Annotated in this window: 19 protein-coding genes; 8 read left to right on the top strand and 11 right to left on the bottom strand. The window is 41.6% G+C overall.

Going from position 1 to position 26,178, the window contains the following annotated elements; genetic code table 11:
- Positions 1 to 78 precede the first annotated feature (78 nt).
- From ACGLYD_RS04555 to ezrA, 4 genes are all read right to left on the bottom strand, one after another.
- Positions 79 to 285, bottom strand: a complete 207-nt coding sequence (locus ACGLYD_RS04555) for an alpha/beta-type small acid-soluble spore protein (RefSeq protein ID WP_067207561.1) — start codon at positions 283 to 285, stop codon at positions 79 to 81.
- Between the two features lie 403 nt (positions 286 to 688).
- Entirely contained in the window at positions 689 to 1,891 is a 1,203-nt protein-coding gene (gene thiI, locus ACGLYD_RS04550) for a tRNA uracil 4-sulfurtransferase ThiI (RefSeq protein ID WP_067207559.1), read from the bottom strand.
- Positions 1,891 to 3,024: a cysteine desulfurase family protein gene (locus ACGLYD_RS04545; protein WP_067207557.1), complete on the bottom strand. Its 1,134-nt coding sequence runs from the start codon at positions 3,022 to 3,024 to the stop codon at positions 1,891 to 1,893. The genes thiI and ACGLYD_RS04545 overlap by 1 nt, the downstream gene beginning before the upstream one ends.
- A gap of 183 nt (positions 3,025 to 3,207) precedes the next feature.
- Entirely contained in the window at positions 3,208 to 4,899 is a 1,692-nt protein-coding gene (ezrA, locus tag ACGLYD_RS04540; protein ID WP_067207555.1) for a septation ring formation regulator EzrA, read from the bottom strand.
- A gap of 196 nt (positions 4,900 to 5,095) precedes the next feature.
- On the opposite strand from ezrA, the gene ACGLYD_RS04535 reads away from it, so the two are divergent.
- Positions 5,096 to 5,575, top strand: coding sequence for a GAF domain-containing protein (locus ACGLYD_RS04535; protein WP_067207552.1), 480 nt, complete (start codon positions 5,096 to 5,098; stop codon positions 5,573 to 5,575).
- A gap of 191 nt (positions 5,576 to 5,766) precedes the next feature.
- Here ACGLYD_RS04535 and megL read toward each other — a convergent pair whose 3' ends face one another.
- Both megL and ACGLYD_RS04525 read right to left on the bottom strand, forming a co-directional pair.
- On the bottom strand, positions 5,767 to 6,978 hold the full coding sequence (gene megL / locus ACGLYD_RS04530; RefSeq protein ID WP_399631603.1) for a methionine gamma-lyase: 1,212 nt from the start codon (positions 6,976 to 6,978) through the stop codon (positions 5,767 to 5,769).
- A gap of 69 nt (positions 6,979 to 7,047) precedes the next feature.
- Positions 7,048 to 8,916, bottom strand: a complete 1,869-nt coding sequence (locus ACGLYD_RS04525; RefSeq protein ID WP_399631601.1) for a GGDEF domain-containing protein — start codon at positions 8,914 to 8,916, stop codon at positions 7,048 to 7,050.
- A gap of 348 nt (positions 8,917 to 9,264) precedes the next feature.
- Here ACGLYD_RS04525 and rpsD point away from each other — a divergent pair, with 348 nt between their 5' ends.
- A complete protein-coding gene (gene rpsD / locus ACGLYD_RS04520; protein WP_067207545.1) occupies positions 9,265 to 9,867 on the top strand; it encodes a 30S ribosomal protein S4 in 603 nt (200 codons plus the stop codon).
- A gap of 82 nt (positions 9,868 to 9,949) precedes the next feature.
- A complete protein-coding gene (locus ACGLYD_RS04515; RefSeq protein ID WP_340741802.1) occupies positions 9,950 to 10,762 on the top strand; it encodes a cobalamin-binding protein in 813 nt (270 codons plus the stop codon).
- 67 nt (positions 10,763 to 10,829) lie between these two features.
- Here ACGLYD_RS04515 and ACGLYD_RS04510 read toward each other — a convergent pair whose 3' ends face one another.
- Together ACGLYD_RS04510 and tyrS are read right to left on the bottom strand one after the other, a co-directional pair.
- A complete protein-coding gene (locus tag ACGLYD_RS04510) occupies positions 10,830 to 10,985 on the bottom strand; it encodes a hypothetical protein (protein ID WP_156475989.1) in 156 nt (51 codons plus the stop codon).
- A gap of 203 nt (positions 10,986 to 11,188) precedes the next feature.
- Entirely contained in the window at positions 11,189 to 12,454 is a 1,266-nt protein-coding gene (gene tyrS / locus ACGLYD_RS04505) for a tyrosine--tRNA ligase (RefSeq protein ID WP_399631597.1), read from the bottom strand.
- A gap of 415 nt (positions 12,455 to 12,869) precedes the next feature.
- Here tyrS and ACGLYD_RS04500 point away from each other — a divergent pair, with 415 nt between their 5' ends.
- Positions 12,870 to 15,767, top strand: coding sequence for a transglycosylase domain-containing protein (locus ACGLYD_RS04500; protein WP_067207538.1), 2,898 nt, complete (start codon positions 12,870 to 12,872; stop codon positions 15,765 to 15,767).
- A gap of 139 nt (positions 15,768 to 15,906) precedes the next feature.
- Here ACGLYD_RS04500 and acsA read toward each other — a convergent pair whose 3' ends face one another.
- Positions 15,907 to 17,625 (bottom strand): acetate--CoA ligase, encoded by a 1,719-nt coding sequence (gene acsA / locus ACGLYD_RS04495; protein ID WP_340765284.1) that lies wholly within the window; start codon positions 17,623 to 17,625, stop codon positions 15,907 to 15,909.
- 177 nt (positions 17,626 to 17,802) lie between these two features.
- Between acsA and ACGLYD_RS04490 the strand changes: the two genes are divergently transcribed.
- From ACGLYD_RS04490 to ACGLYD_RS04480, 3 genes are read left to right on the top strand one after another with little or no spacing between them, the layout of a single operon-like run.
- A complete protein-coding gene (locus tag ACGLYD_RS04490) occupies positions 17,803 to 18,435 on the top strand; it encodes a GNAT family N-acetyltransferase (RefSeq protein ID WP_067207534.1) in 633 nt (210 codons plus the stop codon).
- 16 nt (positions 18,436 to 18,451) lie between these two features.
- Positions 18,452 to 19,099: an acetoin utilization AcuB family protein gene (locus ACGLYD_RS04485; RefSeq protein WP_399631593.1), complete on the top strand. Its 648-nt coding sequence runs from the start codon at positions 18,452 to 18,454 to the stop codon at positions 19,097 to 19,099.
- Complete coding sequence (locus ACGLYD_RS04480) at positions 19,096 to 20,262, top strand: acetoin utilization protein AcuC (RefSeq protein WP_399631591.1); 1,167 nt, start codon at positions 19,096 to 19,098, stop codon at positions 20,260 to 20,262. The genes ACGLYD_RS04485 and ACGLYD_RS04480 overlap by 4 nt, the downstream gene beginning before the upstream one ends.
- A gap of 490 nt (positions 20,263 to 20,752) precedes the next feature.
- On the opposite strand, the gene ccpA is transcribed toward ACGLYD_RS04480, so the two are convergent.
- Together ccpA and ACGLYD_RS04470 are read right to left on the bottom strand one after the other, a co-directional pair.
- Entirely contained in the window at positions 20,753 to 21,751 is a 999-nt protein-coding gene (gene ccpA, locus ACGLYD_RS04475) for a catabolite control protein A (protein ID WP_399631589.1), read from the bottom strand.
- A gap of 764 nt (positions 21,752 to 22,515) precedes the next feature.
- On the bottom strand, positions 22,516 to 23,601 hold the full coding sequence (locus tag ACGLYD_RS04470) for a bifunctional 3-deoxy-7-phosphoheptulonate synthase/chorismate mutase (RefSeq protein WP_067207524.1): 1,086 nt from the start codon (positions 23,599 to 23,601) through the stop codon (positions 22,516 to 22,518).
- A 288-nt stretch (positions 23,602 to 23,889) separates the two neighbouring features.
- Between ACGLYD_RS04470 and ACGLYD_RS04465 the strand changes: the two genes are divergently transcribed.
- Positions 23,890 to 25,902, top strand: coding sequence for a cell division FtsA domain-containing protein (locus tag ACGLYD_RS04465; protein WP_354314399.1), 2,013 nt, complete (start codon positions 23,890 to 23,892; stop codon positions 25,900 to 25,902).
- Positions 25,903 to 26,178: the final 276 nt, after the last annotated feature.

The raw sequence follows: 26,178 nt of genomic DNA, 5'->3' as shown, positions 1-26,178 counted from the left end.
TAGTTTAAACATCTGCATTTTTGCTTACACTATATTAGCGAAAAGTTGTTCCGAAACATCTTTTCATTGAATAAATCTTTATTTATTGCCATTCATTTGTTGTTGCGCCTGACGCACTAATCGCTTAGTAATTTCTCCGCCGACGGATCCGTTGGCACGCGATGATGCGTCTGGCCCCATTTGTACGCCAAATTCTGCTGCAATTTCATTTTTCATTTGATCAAGTGCTTGTCTTACGCCTGGAACTACTAGCTGATTCGAGTTGCCGCTGTTGTTGTTCGCCATGTTTATCACCTCCTTGTGCAGTTAGAATGCACAAGTTAATAAAATTCATGCGCGAATAATAAGTGGTAAATAACGCCAAATAATTAAGATTAGTTTAAGCAACCATTCTTTTGCTTACACTATATAAGCCAAAAAGCTGCATCAGACAATGTCCGATGCAGCTTTTATATTGGTTGAAATAAAGAATTTCATTGAATTCGCTCAGGCGCTAGACGATGCCTTCGCACAGTTTATACAGATACTTATTTGTTCGATATATAGTTCTTCAATTTGATTGAGTTCCCATTATCCCTAATCCACTTAAATTGATGCCTTTAACTTTGGTACTAACTTCTATGTGCGTATAGAATGCATCGCAAACGGAATTTCATACAGTGGATGTAAACAGTAATTTATTCTAACATTAAAGAAGGTCTTCGAAGTCGTCCTTTTGTTGAAGTGGTAGTTCAACGATTAGTCGTTTTTCAATCGCTTCTTCAATCATTGGCTCGAAATCAGTAAAGCTTTCATAATAAGCTACTTTTTCAAGCTTTGGTTTTGTTTTCGGGTTTGAAGGCGAGAAGATTGTGCAGCAATCTTCATAGGGTCTAATTGAAATGTCGTATGTGCCAATCTTTTGGGCAATATCTATAATATCCAGTTTGTCCGTTGCAATGAGCGGGCGCAAAATAGGGGAAGAGGTCACAGCGTTAATAGCCGTTAAGCTTTCGAGCGTTTGACTAGCAACTTGTCCAAGGCTTTCCCCTGTTACAATTGCGAGCGCACCTTCTTCTTCACGCACTTTATCAGCAATTTGAAGCATTAATCTCCGCGTTGTCGTCATTGAAACATTATCAGGTACTTGACTGACAATCGCTTGTTGGATTTCAGTGAATGGTATTATATGAAGCCTAACTGCTGCTCCGAATGAACTTAACTTCTCTGCAAGGTCCATCACTTTCTTTTTAGCCAAATCACTTGTGAATGGCGGACTGGCAAAGTGAATTGCATCAATCGACACACCGCGCTTCATCATAAGATAGCCTGCAACTGGGCTATCGATACCACCTGAAAGCATTAGAATTGAATGTCCATTTGAACCTACCGGCATACCGCCTGCACCTTCATATACTTTAGCTGTTAAGAAAGCTCCTTCTATTCTAATATCAATGAGTAGCACGATATCAGGTTTTTTCATTTGCACAATGAGGTCTGGGAAGCTACGTAACACATGTGACCCAATTTCTAGCTGCAACTCGTTTGTCACAAGCGGAAACCTTTTGTCTGTACGTCTCACTTCAACTTTAAACGTTTTTCCAGCTGTTTCGTTTGCCCCAATGATTTCTAAGGCTTTTTCTTTAATCGCTTCAAGCGTCGCTTCACATTTTGCAACTGGACTGAAAGATTGAATGCCGAAAATATGTGGCAAACGAGCTATCGCTTCTTCCATATCGCTTTTGTCTTCCGCAAAAAGAAACATGCGATCACGTTCAGGTTTAATGATTACCGTTTTCAAATCACTCAAAGCATCTTTAATATTGTTTCTTAATTTCTTGACGAATACATTCCTGTTTCGTCCCTTTAATGATATCTCTCCATAGCGTATCAATAGTTCGTTCCATTCCATTACTTATTTCCCCTTCCAAGCAGTTCCATGAACCGTGCAAATACTTGCTCGAATTCCACTACATGCTGTTCTATATTATTTTTTCCAAAGCTGATACGGATTACTCCGTTTTTAAATTTCCCATTAACACCTATAGCTTCTATTACATGCCCCGCAGTGCCACTTTTCGATGAACAAGCGCTAGATGTAGAAATTGTAATACCGTTTTCTTGAAAGAAATTAACTGCAACTTCCCCTTTTACTTTATAAAAAGCGACAGCTAAAATATGCGGTGCTGCCTTATCAGGGGCAAGTACACGAACGTTCTCAAATTGCCCGATAAAGCCTATAAGCCGATTTCTCCATTGCCTGAAATCCTTCTGCTCGATTTCTATCGCACTCATCCGTATCGCCTTTGCCATCGTCACTGCATTCGCTACGGATACGGTACCGTTGCGAATACCACTTTCCTGGCCGCCGCCATAACTAATTGCTTCTGGTGCCATTCCTTTTCTTAATGCTAGTATGCCCGAACCTTTCAAGCCATTAATTTTATGGGCTGAAATCGTTATTGCGTCCGGACCATCTCCAGTTAACGAAACGGGTAGTTTTCCGAAACTTTGAACAGCATCCGAATGAAATAGTGCTCTTGTATTTTCTTTAATGAGGCGTGCACATTCAGCAATTGGCTGTATTGTACCGATTTCATTATTGACATGCATAATACTGACAAGTATTGTATCTTTCCGAAGTTTACTTTTCAACTCTTCAACAGAGATCATTCCTTGCTCATCAACTGACAAATAATCCACTTCAAACCCTTGCGTCTCTAAATATCCCATTGAATGAAGAACAGATGGATGTTCAATTTTTGTTGTGATGAGATGGTTGCCTCTAGCACGCAAAGCACGTGCAAAACCGATTACCGCTAAATTATTGGCTTCCGTACCACCCGATGTGAATAAAAGCTCTCCATCATGTGCACCAAGAATCGATAGGATCTGTTCTCTCGATCGTTCAAGAAGCGCCTCGGCTTCCTTTCCAGCAAGATGTATTGAAGCGGGATTCGCAAAAAAGCGCTTGTTCACTTCTATGAAAGATGTAAGCACACCCTCATCAGGAGCTGTTGTAGCGCTATTATCAAAATAAATCATGTGAATCTTCCTTTCATTTTACATTAAATACGCATTTCAGCATTGATCCCACCACTTATAGAAGTGGGTACTACTTTAGCTAACGCTTCGCTTTCAGTACAAAAAAATTACTGAATCAAGTTCAATGCGTGACAAAGCCACCTGCATTATATGCCGGTGGCTATTTGTAGTCTACTTTTTAACTCAGACATGTTCTTTCACAAGTTCTTCAATTCGTTTCATAGCACCCGGTTCCATTTCTTCAACCGCTGTCGCTGCTTCTTCCAATGCTTTTGCATAACGGAATTGTCTGAATGACTCTTCAGCATCTAACAAGCGGGCGTGAACTTCCGGATTGGATGCACGGTATCTGTTTCCATATTGGATGATCCACTCAATCAGTAATACATTCTCAAGCATCTCTTCAACTTTTATAGATACATCATTTATAGCTTTCCCTGCGTTCTCCAAATAAGAATCGACAAGACTCATATTAAGCGGTACTTCCTGTAAACTTTGTGTCACAATATAAATTTGTTCATCTGCTTCTTCAAGACGTGCTTCCATATCATCTGGTATACCTGGGATATTCCCCTTATGTAGCATACGTTCTGAATTTTGTAATTTACGCGACAGTTCATCCAGTTTAGTTCGAACATTATTTTCATCAATCCGCAAGTTTTTCATACGATTTGTGAAACTTTCCTGTTCAACAGCAATTTGCTCTAGTTCTTCAAAAATGGATTGCAACTCTTCCTGTAATCCCGAATAAGCAGATAATTGTTCCTCAAGCCTATAAATAAGCACACCAAATCGTTTGTCGAGAGAACCTAACTTTTTGAGAGCCAGCTGTGGAATTTGTGCTTCTTTTTCATCCATTCGATAACTTTGCTGAACAAAAGCCGCCTCGTCTGAAGTTTCTCTTGTCAATATCGTTATTGCGTGAAGCCTCTCAGCAATTTGATTGTAGTACTCATCTACATAATGCTTTGCATTCACTTCATTTTCAAGCGCATCGTAAAATGAATCAATGCGATCATTTATTTCACTTGTACACTGTTGAACAGATTCAATTTGAAGATCAGCCATTTTTAACAATAGTTCTTCAAGTTCAATCTCAATTGTTCTAAGTTGTTTTGTCAGTTCTAGGTGTTGCAAATAATAGGACTGTTCTTCCATCTCTCTCGTTCCATTTCGCAGTTCACGAATCGATGCTGGAATTTTGCTTTGTATTTCAGAAAGCAACGATGGGATCTCGTGGATTAACGTAAAAACATGATCTCCCTTTGCTGATAATGCCATGACAATTTCCCGTGCCAACAAATAATTGCCATTCGCTGTCAACTCGTCATATTCTGCGAATTTCGGGTTAAATGATTCCAGTTCCTTTTCAAGTGGATTCGCTGTCATCCCAAACGAATGTTGATGAGCGAGTACCGCTTTGCGAGCGGCACGATGCTGCTCTTTTAATTTTTCCATCTCAATGCGATTTTTTTCTTCACTGCCAACGAGTTCGTTTAGCTCTTGCAAAATATTATTCATTTTTTTATCGCAAAATCGAACTTTTTCTTGAATTTCTTTCTCTAATCCTGTTGCTTTTCTAAAACGGAAACGATCTACTACATCCTCTACATCAAATAATAATGTATCGATTTTTGGCATATGTACGTCCATCAATTCTGTCCATTCGCTACGCCACCGTTCGAATTTCTCTTCGGTTTCGCCTGTCATGTTCAGTTGTTTCACTTTTGTCATCTCTTCTAAGATAGGTTTGTGTTGAATTTGTAGCTTCTCCTGCTCCAACCGACCAATTTCCTGGATATGTTTACGCCTGAATAAGAAGGCGATTGTCGTTAATATAATAACTACTAGTATGGCAATGATGATGATTTTCATCGTGGTCCCCCTGTCCAAGTCACTGTACCATGATATTATCCTATATAGTACCACGTTTAAACCCTTTTGGTTGCGAATATGAATGATTTATAGGGAAAAACCTGTTTTCCACCCTAATAATCGACAAAATTTGTTTATAAACGTCTTAATATGTATACTTATTTAAACAAAATATACTTAACAAGGGGTGTTCTATTTGTTTCAAGAAATTGACTATGCCACTGATTTAAAAGTGAAATATGAACAACTTTCAAGTCAATTGGACGCATTGTTGACGGGTGAGAGAAATATGTACGCAAACTTGAGCAACGCTTCTGCTTTACTCAATCAATTTTTCGACCGCATCAATTGGGTCGGTTTTTACTTAATGGATGACGGAGAACTGGTGCTTGGTCCTTTCCAAGGTCTTCCCGCGTGCATTCGTATTCCCCTTGGAAGAGGCGTCTGCGGAACAGCTGCTGAAACAAAAAAATCCATTATCGTATCGGACGTCAATGCTTTCCCAGGACATATTGCATGCGATGCAGCTTCCCAGTCTGAAGTTGTCATTCCTATTTTAAAAGATGGTGTCTTACTTGGTGTCCTTGACATCGACAGCCCCGAGTTGAATCGCTTCACAAAAGAAGATCAGGCTGGACTGGAACATCTTGTCGAGGTACTAGTCAAACATCTTTGAACAACAAGCTGCCCTGGCCACCAGACAATCGGTGCCAAGGCAGTTTTTTCATTGCTCAACAATCATGAAATCCTGCTCTGTTGTTAATTATAGCAGAGAGGTTCCTGTCCTATTTGTTCAAAGATAAAAAAGTATAAGTTTTTTCGCTTAAAATAGTATCTAGTTTCCAGGCGCCTTGCGATTTTCTTATTTTAAGCCCGCTCGGTAATCACTGTCTCCATGATTGCGAATGCCGCCTTGAAGTCAGCTATGAGATCCTCGGCATGTTCAAGACCGACTGAAAGCCTTAGTAAAGAATCAGTGATACCCATCTGTAGTCGCTCCGCCTCAGGAATAACAGAATGTGTCATCGTCGCAGGATGCTGGATAAGCGTTTCTGCGTCTCCTAGGCTGACTGCAATCTTAATGAGAGAAAGGCTATCCATGAATAGCTGAGCCCCTTCTTTACCACCTTTAACTGTAAATGAAATCAGGCCGCCTCCTGCTCTCATTTGACGTTTCGCTATTTCATATTGTGGATTGTCTTTATCGAACGGATAATAGATTTCTTCAACAAGCTTCTGACCTTTTAAATAAGCTATCACTTTTTCCGCATTCGAGGTATGGCGCTCCATGCGAACCGATAGCGTTTTTAATCCGCGGATTAAAAGCCAAGCATCGAATGGCGATATGATGCCTCCGAAATCTTTCTGCACAGACATACGAATTGACTCCATCTCTTCTTTGTCGGCTCCGACAAGAAGCCCAGCTATGACATCTCCGTGACCGTTAATATACTTTGTTGCGCTATGCAAAACGAAGTCCGCACCGAAATCGAGCGGATTTTGCAAATAGGGCGACGAAAAAGTATTGTCTACTACAACTCGAAGTCCATGACGTTTAGCTACATTTACGACCGCCTGAATATCGACAAGTTCCATTGTTGGATTGATAGGCGTTTCAATATATATACAGACCGTTTCCGGTGTAATAGCCCGTTCAATCTCTTCTTCTGACTTCATTTGAATAAGGTCATGCGAGATATTGTATTTCTCATTCAGCATACCAAGAAGTCCAAATGTGCAGCCATAAATTCCACGTGAACACAGAATATGATCACCCGATTTCGTCAAGTGGACGAGAATCGTACTGACTGCTGCCATCCCCGAACCAAACGCAAGTGCACCTTTTCCGTTCTCAAGAGCTGTCATACGCTCTTCTAACACGCGGACAGTCGGATTACCAAGCCTGGAGTAAATGTTCCCTCCCTCTACACCTGAAAAGCGATTCTCCCCTTGCAATGCTGTTTCAAACGAGAAGGTCGATGTTTGGTAAAGTGGCACCGCTAAACTCCCCTGATGTTCCTTATCATCATATCCCTCATGAATGACAATCGTATCTTTGTGAAGGTTTTTTTTGTCCATTTCCATTGCCCTCCTTATGTTTAAAGAATATTCTAACTCTACATCTATTAGTTTACTCTTTAATCACAGTTAGGAAAAGGTATAACTGGTTTCTTCATGGATTACTACTTGGTTTTTACCGTTATTTTTCGCTATATACAGTGCTTTGTCAGTGTGTTGAAACAGCTCTTTATAAGTCGACTGTCTTTTAGACGTCCAGTTATGCATCCCTATCGATACCGTAATTGAGGGTTCAGTGGCAGCAGGAATAAGTTTAACCAGTCGTTCCGCAAATAATGCCCCTTCTTGAAATTCTGTCAACGGCAAAAAGATAGCGATTTCCTCTCCACCCCATCTTCCCGCAACCCCTCTACCGGATACCTCTGCAAGTATGATGGTAGCGATCTGCTTCAGCACATCATCACCAGTTACATGACCATATGTGTCGTTTATCTTCTTGAAGTCATCGACATCTACGAGAACAAAGACACCCATTTCATCATCAACAATCGACTTTTCAATAATCTTATCTACGTAACTTCTTGTATAGAGTTTGGTTAAGTGATCTTTATCAACAAGTTCCTGTAACTGGTCGCGTAATACCGAGTTCGCAAGTGCAAGCGAAGAGTGTCCAATAAGTGATTGCATGAGTTTGAAGCTGTCGAATGAAAAGAAGTATTGATCCATATGCAGTAGTACAACGAAACCCGTAAGTACCTCTTGATTCACAATCGGAATCGCTATGATTGACTCGTAACCAATAGATTCGTTCATGGTTCGGCTAAAATTCGCATCAAATAAAGCTTCTTTGCCACTACTCAAGTATTTCGATGAGAATTCAATATAATTCTTGCCTGATTCCGTACGAAAAAAATCTGAACTTAATTGAGAGAGGTCATAACCATCTTGTTCATTGTTAAAAACAAATGCAATTTCTGCTGGCCGAAACGCTTTCAGCAATTGCTGTTTCAAAAATGCTGTCATTTCTCCAAAATGCATATTGCTATTCAATTTTTTCGACGTTTCATTGACAAGTTGTAAATCTTCGATAACACGGTGGGATTGATCATGTAGAATCGCTTTTTCCAGTGCACTTCCTGCTGTATTTACTACCATACTGATAAACTTTTTCTGTGTCGATGAAAAAACGAGGTCAATTGGTGCTTTAATTTGCAACACACCATAGATACCTTGTCTTCCTCTAATTGGTGCATTAATCAGCCTGCATGACAATTCAGGCATTACTTCCTTTGTCGTTTCACCCGATACAAACGCATTCATCGCAGACGGTCTTTCGTTCATGTAATCAATTAACTTATAGTTATGCGTCACCCCTTTTTGATCATGTGATAAAAGAAGTCCCACTTCAGATGACGGGAAATTTTTAGATATCGCAGAGACTACGCCATCTAAAATCACATTACTTTGCATTGTTGAATTGAATAATTCGGTGACTCCGAACAAACGCTTGGAGCTTTTTTCCTCTTTTATAAGAAAAACCATTTTCTTTACTATCTCAATGAGGTCGCTTACCGCCTTTTCAAGTTCATGTAAAAATGGCGATGTAGCAAATGCGTTCCATTCATTAGTAGATTTCAGAACCAGCAATCCGAGTGGTTCAGATTTCAAATTTCGGAACAGAAGAAAGTCATCGGCATAGCTAAAACCTGTCTCTCTAACTCGCGAGATTAAAGAATCATGGCTAAACGCTTTTCCGGTTTTAAGTGCATCAAATACCAAGGCTTGTTCTCTCTTAGAAACGGACTTATGACCTTTAAGTGCCACAAAACTATTATTGGCATATATGAAAAAATCCGCTTCTGCAATATTAAAATGGTGATTTAGTTTTGGTTTTAACGCCTTAAACCATTGTTCATACGATTGCAAAGCAGTATCTTTGGTCCATAAATCCATCAAATCGCTTTTAATTTTCAACATCGTCAATTGATGATCCGTCACATAATCACCCCAATCCTAATCTGTATATAGAATTCAAATAAGTCTTACTTTCATTGTAATGCATTGGTACTATAGTTACCATTACTTTACATAGACCATTTGGCTTATTTTGGTTTACAAGTATGACGCTTGACTCTTACTTCTATAGTTGTTATGATGGAACTTGTGTAAAATAGTTGCAGCAGTTGTGTGTTTCAGATTGTCCAGTCTATTCCTTTTACAAGGTGCATCGAGTAACTTCCTGGCTGCGGAGGCGAGGGTGCAAGATGATAGAATGGCATTTGGATTGAACACATCTGGTTCTTATTTTACAACAAAATAAAACCAACAATAGAGGAGGAGTCTTTCATGGCTCGTTATACAGGTCCATCATGGAAACTTTCCCGTCGTCTTGGGATTTCACTTACAGGCACAGGAAAAGAAATCGAAAAACGCCCTTACGGTCCAGGACAACACGGTCCTAACCAACGCATAAAACTTTCTGAGTACGGAAAGCAATTACAAGAAAAACAAAAACTTCGTTTTATGTTTGGCGTAAACGAACGTCAATTCAAAACGATGTTCATCAAAGCAGGTAAAATGCCTGGTAAACACGGTGTTAACTTCATGATTCTTCTTGAGACTCGTCTTGATAACATTGTATACCGCATGGGTCTTGCACGCACACGTCGTGCATCACGCCAACTTGTAAACCACGGCCATATCATGGTTGATGGTAAACGCGTTGATATCCCTTCTTTCAGCGTTAAACCTGGTCAAGAAATTTCTTTCCGTGAGAAATCTCAAAACCTTGATACTGTAAATGAATCGCTTGAAGTGAACAGCTATGTTCCTGAATACGTAACATTCAACAAAGACACTAAAGTCGGTCAATTCGTCCGCATGCCTGAGCGCAGCGAACTTGCAGCAGAAATTAACGAATCACTTATCGTTGAATTCTACTCTCGTTAATAGCATCTTTGGAAAAGAGCCCTTCACAGGGCTCTTTTTTTTCGTGATATACTGTACATACTACGACTTATGAGGTGATTATATGAAACTTGTATCGATTTGTCCGAGTAATACGGAACTACTTGCCTACCTTGGCCTCATTGATCAACTCGTTGCAGTTGATGATTTTTCTGATTGGCCTAGCGGAATCAATTCTTTACCCAAATTAGGGCCTGACTTGTCGATTGATATGGACAAATTGGAATTGTATGAACCTGACTTAGTGCTTGCATCGCTCAGTGTTCCCGGAATGGAAAAAAACATCGCAGAACTCGAGAAGCGAATGATTCCACACGTAGTATTAGATCCACAAAGCCTGGATGATATCGCAGAAGATCTGTTAACTGTCGGAAAAGCATGTGGAATTGAAGAACACGCACTTCAAATTAAAGAAGAGTATTTATTATTTATTCAAGACATGAAAAAACGTGCCGAAACTGTCGAAGTTACCCCTTCATTATACTGGGAGTGGTGGCCCAAACCTGTATTTACACCTGGAAAAATTAATTGGCTGACTGAAATAAGCACTATTTCCGGAGCTTTGAATGAATTTCGCGACGTCGAATTTGCCAGTGTTCAGACTGACTGGGAGGATGTACTAAATAGAGCACCTGATTACATCCTTCTAGCTTGGGTCGGAGTACGAATCAATAAAGTGAAAAAAGAAGTTGTTCTGAAACGGCCCGGTTGGAAAGAGTTGGACGCCGTGAAAAGTGACCGCCTTTCAGTAATGGAAGAAGAACTGTATTGTCGCCCTTCCCCGCGGCTCCTTGAAGGCGCTTTGAAATTAGCCAAAATGATTCACCCGGAAATTTATGCGGATTTACAACTACCGCAGTGGGTTAGAAACGCGTAAAATAAAAAGGCTGTTTTCCCCTTCCTAATAGGGAAAACAGCCTTTCGCATTATAAGCAATGTTATTTCTAGACACTTTCAGTTGTTGCCGCGACAGTTGCATGACTTGCCATGACAGTTCTCGTCGTTGTCCTCACAGTTTCACGAATTGCCATGACAGTTCCTGCCGTCGCCATCATAGTTCGAAAATTCAGCTCTAAATTCTCTTCTTCAGTCAATTTCATAAGGAATCATTTCTGATTTTTCGTGCAGACTCGGAAATAGATTTGTGAAGTCAAATGCCCTCCGCGAACTGGCAAACTCATAAAATCATTCTGCAATGAGTCGTTTTAACTTCAGTTATGGAGTTTCTAACATAGCCCTCAAACATCTCTTTTTTCCTGCCGAATGAAAAGTTTGCGGGTTTCGCTTTCATGAATCTCCACAGTTAAACGAATTTCACCATTTTGTAATTTTTCTTACCGCGACGGACAATCGTAAACGCATCATCCAAACGATCTGCTGCGCTCACCTCGTATGCCGTATCCGTCACTCGTTCACCGTTCAATGATATCGCACCATTTGTCACATCTTCACGAGCTTGTCGTCTTGATGGCGACACGCCAGAATCGACGATAAAGTCAACGATGTTTTTATCCTCTTTCGCCATTTTAAACGAAGGGACATCTTTGAATGCGTCTTTCATTTCATTCGCGGTTAGTGTTTTTAAATCCCCACTGAATAATGCTTTGGAAATACGGATTGCCTGGTCAAGTGCTTCCTGACCGTGAATCAGACGCGTCATTTCTTCTGCCAATCTAAGTTGCGCTTTCCGTAAATGTGGTTCTTCTTGAACTGTAATTTCAAACGCTTCGATTTCTTCGCGCTCAATGAATGTGAATATTTTCATATATTTAACAGCATCCGCATCAGCTGTATTTATCCAGAACTGATAGAATTCATAAGGTGATGTTTTTTCTGCATCAAGCCATACTGCGCCGCCCGCACTTTTACCAAATTTCGTACCATCTGCTTTCGTAACCAGTGGAATTGTGATACCGAATGCTTTCACTTCTTCTTCGTGCGTTTTACGAATCACTTCAAGCCCTGTCGTAATATTGCCCCACTGATCCGATCCACCGATTTGAACTCTGCAGCCATAATTATTGAATAAATGGTTGAAGTCAATTCCTTGAATAAGCATATATGAAAACTCAGTGAAAGAAATTCCACTATCAAGACGTGATGCAACATTGTCTTTCGCAAGCATATAGTTAACGCCTAACAACTTACCGAAATCGCGTAAAAATTCGATGACGCTCATCGAACCTACCCAGTCATTGTTGTTCACCATTTGAGCGCCGTTTTCAGAATTGAAATCGAAAATTTGTTCCATCTGCTTCTTAATCCCGGCAACGTTTCTATCGATTTGTTCAGTTGTTTGGAGCTGTCTTTCTTCCGAGCGGCCTGATGGATCCCCAATCATACCCGTAGCTCCTCCAACAAGTAGAATCGGACGATGTCCATGCATTTGGAAACGGCGTAGCGTAAGTAATGGCACGATATGTCCGATGTGCATGCTATCCGCAGTCGGATCGACGCCGCAATACAGTGAGATTTTCTCCTTATTCAGCAAATCCTCAAGACCCGCCTCATCCGTCTGTTGGTAGAGTAACCCTCTCCACTTTAAGTCTTCCATCAATTTCTCTTTCATCCTAACCCCTCCTGTAATTTAAGTAATAACGCATCGCGTCAAATGAGTTTCAAAGCGCTTAGCACCTGGAAGTAGACAACAAAAAAGCCCTTACACGATTTAAAAAAATCATGCAAGGACGCTAATTATTGTATTAACGCGGTACCACCCGGCTTGAGAAAAAATTCTCCACTCAAAACGCAATAACACTGCGCACGCGTCACACTCCAGAGCTGTAATTCATGATTGGTTTACCGGACAGCTTTCACCAGCCGCTGCCTCTCTAAACGGTTCCCCAACCACTACTTCGACTCATTCAACATGTGAAAGTATATGTATCAGTAATTCTAACCGATATTCAAAAGTTGTCAAATATTATCGATTGGCATTTATGGAAATGTGCTATAATAGGTAAGATTTCAGGAGGTTGATTTAAGTGAGTAAACATCAAAAGAATCGTATTGATCTAATAGAAGAGAAACTTGAAACAATGACTAAAACTAAATGGGCTAAAGGGATGCGCATCACCTCAGGCGTCACCTGGAACCTTTTTCTTCTATTCATTGTAGTAGGTTTGACACTGGTAGTGTTTGCCGGTTCAGTCGGAGCAGGCTATTTTGCTTCATTGGTAGCCAAAGAACCGCTTCGTTCAAAGCAAGAAATGCGGGATGCAATCTTCACCTACGAAGAAACGTCCGAACTTTATCTTGCCGGCAATATCTATATCGGTAAAGTTAACTCTGATATAGAACGGAAAGAGACGAAACTCGAAAGTGTATCCCCATTCGTTATTGATGCAGTATTCGCCACAGAGGATGAGTATTTCGCACAGCATGAGGGCATTGTCCCAAAAGCGATTTTCCGCGGACTATTACAGGATGTAACGAACTCCGATAACCAAACTGGCGGTTCGACTTTGACACAACAACTTATTAAGAACCAAATTTTAACCAACGAAGTGTCATACGAACGAAAAGCGAAAGAAATGCTACTGGCAATGAGAATTGAGCATTTCATGACAAAAGATGAAATTCTCGAAGCTTACTTGAACATTATTCCATACGGCCGTAATTCAAATGGGCAAAACATTGCAGGTATTGAAACTGCAGCTGGTGGTATTTTCGCTTTAAAAGCAGCGAAATTGAATTTACCACAAGCCGCCTTCATAGCTGGACTTCCTCAGGCCCCTTTCGCTTATACCCCTTTTAAAAGTGGTGGCGGATTGAAAGAACAAGAATTCTTACAGCCGGGAATCAATCGGATGAAGACAGTTCTTTTCAGGATGAAGGAAACTGGTTACATAACTGAACAGCAGTACAATGAAGCAATCGTCTATGATATTACAAAGGATTTCCGTGAACCCGTCATGCGCGCGAATGAAAGATATCCTTATTTGACGCAAGAAATTCAGAATCGCACGGTCGATATCCTCGCGGAAATTATTGCGGAAAAAGACGGAGTCGATGCCGAACGTCTTGAACAAGAAGATAAATTACGAGAAAAATATTCAATACTTGCGACGCGTTCAATGAAAAATGATGGCTATAGAATTTACTCTACCGTTAATAAAGATCTATATGACAAGATGAATGAAGTCGGTAATGATTTCGAAAGTTACGGATTTACCTATACACGCGAAGTAAAAGATTCTCATTCCGGCGAGGTCGAATTCGCGGAGGATCCAGTCCAAGTCGGGGCTATTATGATCGAAAATAGCACTGGTAAAATCTTATCCTTCATCGGCGGCCGTGGACATGAACACCAAGCGCTTAATCATGCTACACAAGCATTCAGACAGAATGGATCTGCCATGAAGCCACTTCTCGTTTATGCACCTGCTATTGAATATGGCGTAATCGGGGCTGGAAGTCCCGTCGTCGATGTTAAATTCAGTGTCAAACAAGCGAATGGCTCTATGTGGACACCTAGCAACTATACAAAATCGATGGAATATGGAATCATCCCTGCAAGGGAAGCACTCTCCAAGTCATTGAACTTGGCAACAGCAAGATTATATCGCGACATCCTTGATCGACGGCCTGCCGAATTCCTCGACAAGATGGGTATTTCAAAACTTCTCCCAGGAGACTATGTCAATCCCTCTACTTCATACGGGGGCATGACGGTCGGAATGAGTGTTGAGGAAAACACGAATGCATTTGCAACATTTGCGAATGGTGGGCAGTTCATAGACGCATACATCGTCGAAAAAATCGAAGATATGGATGGCAATATCGTCTATCAACATGAAATTGAACCTGTCGATGTTTTCAGCCCTGAAACGAGTTATATTGTTACTGATATGTTACGTGATGTTGTAAAAACGGGCGGCACTGGCTCGCAAGTAACGCAAAACATGAAATTCACTACAGATCTTGCTGCTAAAACGGGAACAACACAAGGTTACGGTGACGCTTGGCTTGTTGGATACAACCCAAATGTGTCTCTTGGTGTTTGGCTCGGATACAAAGACCGAACACGAAGTCTCTATTACGGACTCGAAAAGCAAACATTGCATCCTACTACAAGGACAAGTATGCTTTTCGCCCGTATTATGAATGCTGCGAACGAAGTCACACCAGAAATAGTCGGAGCCTCTGCAAAATTCAGTCGTCCTGACGGTGTCGTCGAAAAATCGTTCTGCGGTATTTCTGGGCTTGCTCCCTCTGCTGCATGTTCGTCTGCAGGGCTCGTTAAAACGGATTTATTCAACGCAAAAGTGATGTTACCAACAAAACCGGATGATAGCATTACCTCTTCTTCTTATGTATCTGTTAAAGGGACGAGGTACCTTGCACTTCCATCAACACCAAGCGAATTCGTGTCATCAGGTGGCACAGGCGTTAACCAAGTGTTCATCGACCGAATGCTCGGACCGTGGGGAGGAGATGCTTCAAAATTGTTCCCAGCGAACTCCGCTTTCGCATCTCATGTCGTGTCGGGAGCTATATTTAATGCAGATGATGTCGCTCCTGCACCAGTAAATGTTAGTTTAAATGGAACGACAATAACATGGGGCAATTCACCTTCCAACGATGTTATTGGGTACTATGTTTATGATAATAATGTTAAAATCGGAACAATAAGAGACGGTTCTTCGAATACATTTACAGTCGGTTCTGGCTCATACTCAGTCAAGGCTGTCGACATTACCGGAAGACTTTCAAATGGCTCCAATGCAGTCACCATTGCGGCGCCTGAGCCTGAAGAGGAAGTTATCGAAACACCTCCAACGGAAAACGTACCACCTGTTACACCACCTCCTGTAACTGAGGATGGGAACGACGGTGGTACCCCGCCTCCTACAAGTGGAGACGATGAAACTGGGGAATGAAATAGGAAAAAGAGCCTGTCCGCTATCAATAGCGGACAGGCTCTTTTTTGAATGCTAAGAAAGTATAAGTTTTTTCGACTTAGAATAGTGTCTAGCTCCAGGCGCCTTGTGTCCTTGTGTTTTTATTAGTTACTCAATGTTAGTCTTCCATTGTCGACAAATCACCTGTCGGCAAATTCAGTTCCCAAGCTTTTAACACACGACGCATAATTTTTCCACTTCGTGTTTTCGGTAATTTATCTTTGAATTCAATTTCACGTGGAGCAGCATGTGCGGCCAGCCCTTTTTTAACAAATTGTCGAATATCTTCTTTTAATTCATCTGTCGGCTCAATTCCTTCATGAAGCGACACAAATGCTTTTATAATTTCGCCACGAACTGGGTCAGGTTTACCTATAACCCCAGCTTCAACAATCGCGGGATGCTCAAGCAGTTTACTTTCCACTTCGAATGGTCCTACGCGCTCTCCACTCGTCATAATCACATCATCGACTCGGCCCTGGAAAAAGAAATATCCGTCCTCGTCGATGTATGCTGAATCACCCGAAACATACCACTCATCATTGATAAAGGTAGATGCATATTTTTCAGGATTATTCCAAACTTGCCGCATCATTGCAGGCCATCCTTTTTTAATAGCTAAGTTACCCATATGATTTGGAGGTAATACGTTTCCTTGATCATCAACGATGGCTGCTTCAATACCGGGAACCGGCTTGCCCATTGATCCAGGTTTAATTGGCAGACATCCGAAATTACAGATTGTTTGTGCACCTGTTTCTGTCATCCACCATGTGTCATGAATTCGCAATTTAAACGCTTCAGATCCCCAACGGATTACTTCGGGATTAAGTGGTTCACCCACGGAAAGAATATGGCGCAGTGAAGAAAGATCAAACTTGCTTAGTGGCCCTTCCCCAACTCCCATAAGCATCCGGAATGCGGTTGGCGCACTATACCAAACCGTGACACCATATTCCTCTATCGCTCCATACCAAGCATCTGCCGAAAATCTGCCGCCAAGAATCAAGCTAGTTGCCCCGGCAAGCATTGGTCCGAAAATACCATAAGCTGTGCCTGTCACCCAACCTGGATCCGCTGTACACCAGAAGATGTCCTCATCTTTTAGATCCAGTACCCACCGTGTTGTCTGCAGTTGCTGTACCATCGCTTCCTGTACATGTACGATGCCTTTCGGCTTTCCTGTTGAACCTGAAGTGTAATGTAGAAGTGTTGGGTCTTCTTTATCCATCCATTCAACTTGGAAGTACTGGGAAGCATCTGCCATATGCTTGTTAAAGTCGACAATAAGGCCTTCTTCCACCACATTTTCTCCTACAATAAAGATTGTCTTCAGGTGTGGTAATTTGTCAACAGGCACTCGTTCAAGAAGTTCAGGTGTCGTGATGATTGCAGTTGCCTCACTATCAGACAATCTGTCATAGACAGCACCTTCCATGAATGCTTCGAAAAGCGGTCCAACAATAGCACCCAGCTTCAACGCGCCCAAAAATGAGAAATACAATTCCGGTGAGCGAGGCATAAAGATGAAAATCCGGTCCCCTTTTTCGAGCGGCGACTGATTGCGCAATACGTTTGCAGCTTTATTTGACATCTTTTTCATTTCATTATACGTATAGCTTTCTTTTCGATTAGCGTCCTTATAATAAAGTGCAACCTTGTTTTTTCGATAAGAATCCGCATGGCGATCTACAGCTTCATGAGCAATATTCATGAGTCCGCTTTCAAACCAGCTGAAGTCTTTTTCTACATCCGTCCATTTAAATTCTGCGGCTGTACGATCATAATCTGCTAACTGATAATCCCCATGAACTGCGGGCAATGTTTTCATTACCATTCATTTCACCCTTTCAAGAATACAATATAACTATCATTCTACCTCAATCCAAACCTAGTTGTCTAATTAATTATATTTTTCCAACAGTTTTAAATTTGTAGTAATCAACAGGCTTTTATTTATCCATATTGTTGTATACTAGATAGTAGGTTTATATCAAATATGGAGGTGATCATATTGGAACATATAAAAACATATAACGCAATGGAGATAAAACATAAGAATGGAGACATCGTTATCGAGGGGCCCATTACTGCCGATTACCTTGCTAGCCTTGATTTTCACGAGGATCTTGTTGCATTCAGACCTCCCGCACAACAACACAAGGCACTCATTGAAATTGCAGGACTCCCAGAAGGTCGTATCTTAATCGTTCGCGATTCAAATGAAATTGTGGGCTACGTAACTTATTTGTATCCCGACCCTCTGGAGCGATGGTCGCAAGGAAGTATAGAAAATTTAATCGAACTTGGAGCAATTGAAGTTATTCCAAAGTTCAGGGCCGGCGGGGTTGGCAAGTCACTTTTACGCGTTTCCATGATGGACGATGCAATGGAAGATTATATTATCCTGACGACTGAATATTACTGGCACTGGGACTTGAAGGGTACGAAACTCAACGTTTGGGAGTATAGAAAAGTAATGGAGAAGATGATGAATGCCGGAGGTCTGGAATATTACGCAACCGATGATCCTGAAATAAGTTCTCACCCAGCCAATTGCCTAATGGCACGAATCGGCAAAAGAATTAATCAAGATACCGTCCAGCAATTTGACAGTCTCCGGTTCATGAACCGGTTCATGTATTGAAGGGAGGATAAATCAGATGCTAATTGAAGAAATAATGATAAAAGATGTTCTAACCCTATCACCAGAAAATACGGTAAAAGATGCACTTGACGCCATGCGGGATAGAAAAATTCGCCACTTGCCAATCCTATCTATGAATGGCATAGTAGTCGGCATCGTGACAGACCGAGACTTGAAAGAAGTTGTTCCCTCGTCCATTTCCGAAATAAAAGACAGTAGCCCATATGATACTTTACTTTCTGAAGTGATGACGAAAAATCCGATTACCGGACATCCAATGGACTTTGTTGAAGAAGCAGCGGTACTATTTTATGATAATAAAATCGGTTCACTGCCAATAGTGTCCAATAAAAAATTAGTTGGAATCATCACTGAAACGGATTTACTTTACAAATATATTGAATTAACGGGCGCACATCAACCTGGCTCACAAATAGAAGTACGGGTTCCTAATACACCTGGAATCCTTTTCGAAGTATCCAAAGTTTTCCACGAGCAGAAATTAAACGTTTTGAGTGTGCTCGTCTATCCCGATAAAGAGAACGAAGCAAATAAAATTCTTGTCATCCGGATTAACTCAATGAATCCTCTCAAAATTATTGAGGGATTAAAGGTAAGCGGATTTGAGGTCCTTTGGCCAAATGTCCCGGGCATTGACGTATGAAAAAAGATGCCATTTTCATCTTTTCAGAAGAACAACTTGGATACTCTTTTTCAGATTCACATCCATTTAACCAAAAAAGAATTCTCTTGACTCTCGACCTTTTAAAGAAATCTGGGGCCATTCAAGATAGCGATATCATCGCCCCTCGCATGGCAACAGACGAAGAATTACTTCTCGCTCATGATAAAAAATTTATTGAAATAGTAAAAAAGGCTGGTAAAGGTGAACTAACTGAGGATGTTGGTAGCATTTACGGTATCGGTACAGAGGATACGCCAATTTTCCCGAATATGCATGAAGCCAGTGCTATGCTGGTCGGCGGTACATTGACTGCGGTAGATGAAGTGATGCAAGGACGCTCTAAGTATGCATTGAACCTAGGCGGAGGTCTGCATCATGGATTCCATGGACGTGCTTCCGGCTTTTGTGTATATAATGACAGTTCAGTTGCCATAAAGTACTTACAAAAAAAGTACGGGGCACGCGTTCTTTATATCGATACAGACGCTCATCATGGAGATGGCGTTCAATGGAGCTTCTACGATGACCCTACAGTCTGTACACTGTCCATCCATGAAACTGGGCGTTATCTGTTCCCTGGAACCGGAAGTATAACCGAACGCGGCAATGGTTCTGGCTATGGGACTTCCTTTAATTTCCCGATTGACGCTTTTACAGAGGATGAGTCATTCCTTTCTGTTTATAAAACAGCCATAAAAGAAGTGACTGAATTTTTCAAACCCGATGTCATCTTGACACAAAATGGTGCAGATGCGCATTATTTCGATCCCTTAACCCACCTTTATGGAACAATGGATATTTATAAAGAAATCCCTCGAGTTGCACGCGATATTGCAGAACAATATTGCGAAGGCCGCTGGATAGCCGTCGGTGGTGGCGGATATGATATCTGGCGCGTTGTCCCAAGGGCTTGGGCTCATATTTGGCTGGCGATGAAAAATATCCCTACACCTACTGGTCCACTGCCAGAGGACTGGTTATCAACGTGGCAGGAGCAGTCTCCCGTTACACTTATTCCGACTTGGGAGGATCCTGTACCACTATACGAACCTATTCCACGAAAAGATGAAATCAACGAGAAAAATGCACAGATGCTTAGCCGAGCCTTACATATGATCCGCAACGAAAAAATTGACAAATAACCACGTCTGGTGAGACTGGCTTGATATCCCCATTTTCACTGGACCATTTCCGGCTCGCTTTCGGCGAAATATTCGTGACATTTTTACCGAGAGGCATGTATGGCTAGAAGTGACACTTCTTTAATAAAAAAGAGAAAACCCTATAGAAAGTTTCGGCCGCCAAAATTGAATCTTTGGCGGCTTTTCTCTAGTTAAGAAGCCAGCTATTCTTTCGTCCTAAAAAGCTCTAAATGCACTTCGTGTACTTATGTAGTTGAAGAACGACGGATGAAGGACTACCCTACGCATCCAGACATCCGGTAATCGTAATAGAAGTCAATTCCAATCCAAAGCAATCCAAATGCAACTATACACGTCGCAGCCAGTGTGTGATCAAGTTACTTGCTTGTTACTTTGGTTATTCAACAGACGTGACAAATAGCAGTATTATTCCTCAAAAAGAGCAATCCCCTTCAGCCGGATATATCCGATTGATAAGATTGCTCTTTTTTCATTTCATAGATTTACGTTCTTCAAGCCGGAAAGGTAAAATGACCTGTTGCTCTTCAACCTCTTCCCCATTCATCAATTTCGTCAACAGACGCATTGACACTGCACCCAAATCATAGAGCGGAACGACAATAGAAGTGAGTTGCGGTCTTACTACCCTTGCCAAAATTGAATGTTCAAAACAGATGAGTTCGTAATCTTCAGGTACAGATAGTCCTTCATCCCTAATTCCATTCAACAAACCGACAGCAATCGCATCACTTCCTGCAATGATGGCAGTTGGTTGACCCTTCAATTCACGGATTTGTTTCCAGCCCTCATATGCACCATCGTACGTATCTTCCATTTCAATGACAAACTGCTCATCGACTGGAATATCCGCATCTTGGAGGGCTCTCATGTATCCCACTTTTTTACTGATACGGTTGATATCTCTTGTAAATGGCCCCGAAACAAACACGATTTTCGTATGACCATTTCGAATTAATTTATTGACCGCCACATAAGCAGCTTCTTCATAATCAATATTCACCGTTGCTAATTGTTTTTCCACGTCCAACGTTCCAGCCAAAACGATCGGAACATTCGCTGTGGACATTCCGGCACGAACTTCATCAGAAATCGAATCACTCATAAAGATGAGCCCGTCCACCTGTTTACCGAGATGGTCTTCTATTAATTCTACTTCTCGGTCTGTGCTCTCATCGGAGTTCGACAGGATCATATTATATTCGTACATCGTCGCAACGTCCGCTATTCCACGGGAAAGCTCCGAGTAGAAACTTTTCGAGATATCAGGAACGATGACTCCGATTGTTGTCGTCTTCTTACTAGCCAGACCTCTCGCAACTGCGTTCGGTCGATAGCCAAGCCGTTCAATGCAGTCGAGAACTTTCTTTCTCGTTGCAGGTTTTACATTTTGATTGCCGTTAACGACACGGGAGACCGTTGCCATTGAAACATTAGCCTCCCTGGCTACGTCGTAAATCGTTATAGCCATTAAAATTCCTCCTTCTATATACATTCATTATACCTTATGTCACATGTGTTGATTAACCAAATTTAACGAGTAAATAACTCAATCAAATACTAGGCGCTCGTGTACAGTTACGTTTGGATTGCTTTGGTTTAATGACTCTTATATGATTACCGGGATATCTTGATGTATATGGGTGCCATAAAGTCGCATCCATATACATTTTTCCGGTAATCGTATGGTTATCGTTCACCCGTCGCTCCCCAAAGGCATATGTACACAAAGGAGGGCACTGAAAAAGTACGATTTCCTTCAATCCCGTTGATTACCGTTGGAGTCACCGCTCTTCACTACAATCAACTAGTTCTTACTATAAAAAAGAACTTTTTCAGTGGCTTTTCACAAAGCATTAAAGCTTTTCGGGACGAAAGAAAAAGTCGCTTCTTATCTAGAGAAAAGCCTCCAAAGATACAATTTTGGCGGCTGAAGCCTTCCCCATTGTTTTGTCTTTTTTCAGCAAAGGAAATATTCGTGACAAGATGACCATGGAGGAATGAATTGCAATTCCTTCCCAAAGGGAGTGGCTAAGAATGACGAAGTCATTTCTAGCCACTCCTGTCCTCGGTAAAGGTATCATGATTATTTCGCCGCAAGCGAGCCGGAAATGGGCCAGTGAAAATGATGATTTTCAAGCCTTTCTTACCAGTGTATTATGCAAGTAGATGTTTAATCAACAGATGTGACCTATGTAATCAAAACGCCGGAACCATTATAGGCCCGGCGTCTACTCATGAGATTGTTGTGTGCGTGTTCATGAATTGGTTAATTGCGTCATAAAATTCATCAAATTGTTGCAGATCCATCTGTTGTGCAGAATCGGATAATGCAACAGCTGGATCTGGGTGCACTTCAGCCATTACGCCATCCGCCCCAACTGCTATCGCAGCTTTCGCTGTAGGTAGTAACAAATCTTTTCTACCTGTTGAGTGTGTTACGTCAACGAAGACCGGAAGATGCGTCTCCTGCTTCAAGATTGGAACGGCAGAGATATCTAATGTGTTGCGAGTTGCCCGTTCATATGTACGGATACCACGTTCACAAAGGATGATCTGGCTATTACCTTTAGAGAGTATATATTCAGCTGCATGAATGAATTCATCGATTGTCGCTGCAAGTCCACGTTTTAGAAGAACTGGTTTATTAATCATTCCAGCTTCTTTCAACAATTCGAAGTTTTGCATGTTACGTGCGCCAATCTGAACTACATCGATATATTCAAGTGCTTCTTCGAGATGTGACGGCGTAATAATTTCCGTAACAACTGAAAGACCTGTTTCATCAGCAACTCGTTTAAGTATTTTCAAACCTTCAAGGCCGAGACCTTGGAAATCATATGGCGATGTACGAGGTTTGTAAGCTCCTCCTCTTATCATCGTTAACCCTTTTGCTTTGATGGACAATGCAACAGCTAAAACCTGCTCATATGATTCGACTGCACATGGACCGTAAATGAATGACGGTGTTCCGTCCCCAATTTTATGGCCATTAATGTCGACAATCGTATCTTCGGCTTTTCTCTTACGGGAAACAAGCAAAGCATTGCGTTGGTCGTCTTCTTGTATCTCAAGTGCAGACATGAATATTCCTTTAAAAATCTGTTCAAGTACTCCATTAGGTAACGGACCGTTGTTAGATTCTTTTAAGAAGTTAAGCATTTCACGTTCGCGAATCGGATCATACCGATTAACACCCTGCTTTTCTTTTACTTTACCAATTTCTTGGACCACAGTTGTTCTTTCGTTAATAAGATCCAAAACTTTACCATTCAGCTCGTTTACACGGCCGCGCAATTCATCTAAATCATTTTGTCTCATCTGTCCGTCTCCTCCCCGTATATATAATTCTCTTTCAGTAGAGAAGAATATATGTTACATTTTTGATAATAGACCTAAGTATAAAGAAGACTATTTGAAAAGTCACGTTATTTCTACTTATTCTTTTAAATACAGGACATTTATCGACAGAAAGGATGAATAATTCTGGCTACTACACTATTTGCACTCGACATCGGGACGCGTTCTGTCGTTGGAATCATCCTGATTGAAGACAATGGTATTTTTCATGTTGCTGATCTTGTTTCGATTGAACATAAGGAACGTTCAATGATTGACGGACAAATACATAACATTTTAAGTGTTGCAAACGTCATTTTAGAAATCAAAGGAATTCTTGAGGAAAAGCACGGTCCTTTGAAACGGGTCAGTGTTGCTGCCGCAGGTCGTGCATTGAAAACATCGGAAGGGTCAATGGCTATCGATATTTCAGAAAGGTCCCTCATTGCTGACGAAGACGTCAATCGTTTAGAACTTGCAGCAGTCCAACAAGCCCAGCAAAAACTGCTGTCCTCCGATACAGTGACAAAAGACGACTATTATTATTGTGTCGGTTATTCCGTTCTTTACTACAAACTTGAAGGTGATGAAATAGGCAGTCTGATTGATCAGGCTGGACGGTCTGCTTCTGTTGACGTCATCGCGACATTCCTTCCTCGCGTCGTCGTCGAATCACTTCTTTCTGCGCTCAAACGTGCAGGACTCGAAATGGAAGCCCTGACACTGGAACCGATTGCAGCTATCAACGTTCTAATCCCACCATCCATGAGACGCCTAAACGTCGCGCTTGTCGATATAGGTGCAGGGACATCAGATATAGCTATTACCGATAACAACACCGTTGTGGCTTACGGAATGGTGCCACTTGCAGGTGATGAAATTACAGAAGCACTCAGCAACCATTATCTCCTTGACTTCCAACTTGCTGAGACTGCAAAAAGAAGTATTACAACAGAAGATACAATTGTCATGACAGACATTCTCGGCTTTGAAGATAATGTTGCTTCAAGTGATGTAACCGCTATTATTAAACCTGCCGTAGATCGGCTTGCCAAATCCATTTCGGATGAAATCAAGCGCCTGAACAATGGAGTTTCCCCTAAAGCAGTCATGGTTGTTGGCGGCGGTAGTTTAACGCCGGGGCTGACAAAAGAAATTAGTATATGCCTAGGACTACCCGAAAACAGGGTAGGTATTCGTGGGTTGGATGCTCTCTCGGGAATTACATTGGAACCCGGTATAGCTTCGTCGCCAGAACTCGTCACACCAATCGGTATCGCTATCGCAGCAAGAAGAGCGCCGATTCATTATATGTCTGTGTCCGTAAATGACAAGGTGTTACGACTCTTCGAATTAAAAGAAATGACCGTCAGTGATGCACTCCTTGCCGCAAACATTAAAGCCCGTCAACTATACGGTATGCCTGGACTTGGAATGACGATAACAGTAAATGACAGTGATATAATAATACCAGGAGAACATGGTACCCCCTCAACAATCCTATTAAATGGGGTAAAAGCAAGTACAAAAGACTGCATTAAAAATGGAGATACAATCAACTTACTTCCCGGCAGTGATGGTACTAACGCAATAGCGACTGTGCGTGACCTTGTTGAGGATATGAGAGCCATCAGTGCAATGTTGGACGGAGTTGCCGTGCAATTGGAGCCCCTTATTCATATTAATGGAATTCTAAAAAGCATCGATACATCGATACAAGACCGTGATAAAATCACAGTTTCACACACCAAGACAGTCGCGGCAGTATTTGAAAAAGCACATCGAAATGACCTTTTAAAGGACAATCTTTTCACAGTATCCGTCAATAAAAGAACGGTCACCTTGAAAAAAAAGAACAACGAGTTCTTCATCATGGGGACTTCGGTGCAGCCATCGCACGTACTGAAAGATGGAGACCGAATTACAACCCAAAAACCGCCATTCCCTACCATAGATGAAGTTGTAGCTGAGATAGGTAAAAAGGCGTTCGATAAACTAACAGTACTATTCAACAATGAACCCGTCACAATTCAAAAACCACGTCTTACCTTTACTTTAAACGGGCATAGTGCTGAAGTATCTGCCATTGTAAAACCTGGGGATCATCTTGATTTTGTATCACTAAGTGAAAGTCCTATTACTTTTGGCGACATCTTTGCGTTTACAGATTATAGTTTACCCGAAAACCCATCAAGTAATTATAAACTGCTTCGAAACGACACACCAATCGGATTCAACGATGCTATTTTCGGCGGCGACAGACTTGAAATTAGTTTTACGTAAGAAAAGCGGAAGACGCCGGTTAGCCCCGACAAGCGCTGGAGGTCTTGTAGATAAAGGCGCTCTTTGCCTTTTCTGCAAGACCGAAGCGACTCGAGGGGCTGGCGTCTGAAGTCTAGACAATAAGAAAAGCGGAAGCGCCTTGGGAGACCCGACAAGCGCTGAAGGACCTTAAGATAAAGGCGCTCTTTGCCTTTAACTTGAGGTCCTAAGCGACTCGAGGGGCTAGGCGCTGAAGTCTAGACACTAAGAAAAGCGGAAGACGCCGGTTAGCCCCGA

Source organism: Sporosarcina sp. SG10008 (genome assembly GCF_044569405.1).
GTDB lineage: Bacteria > Bacillota > Bacilli > Bacillales_A > Planococcaceae > Sporosarcina > Sporosarcina psychrophila.
This window is presented reverse-complemented; position numbering and strand designations above follow the sequence as displayed.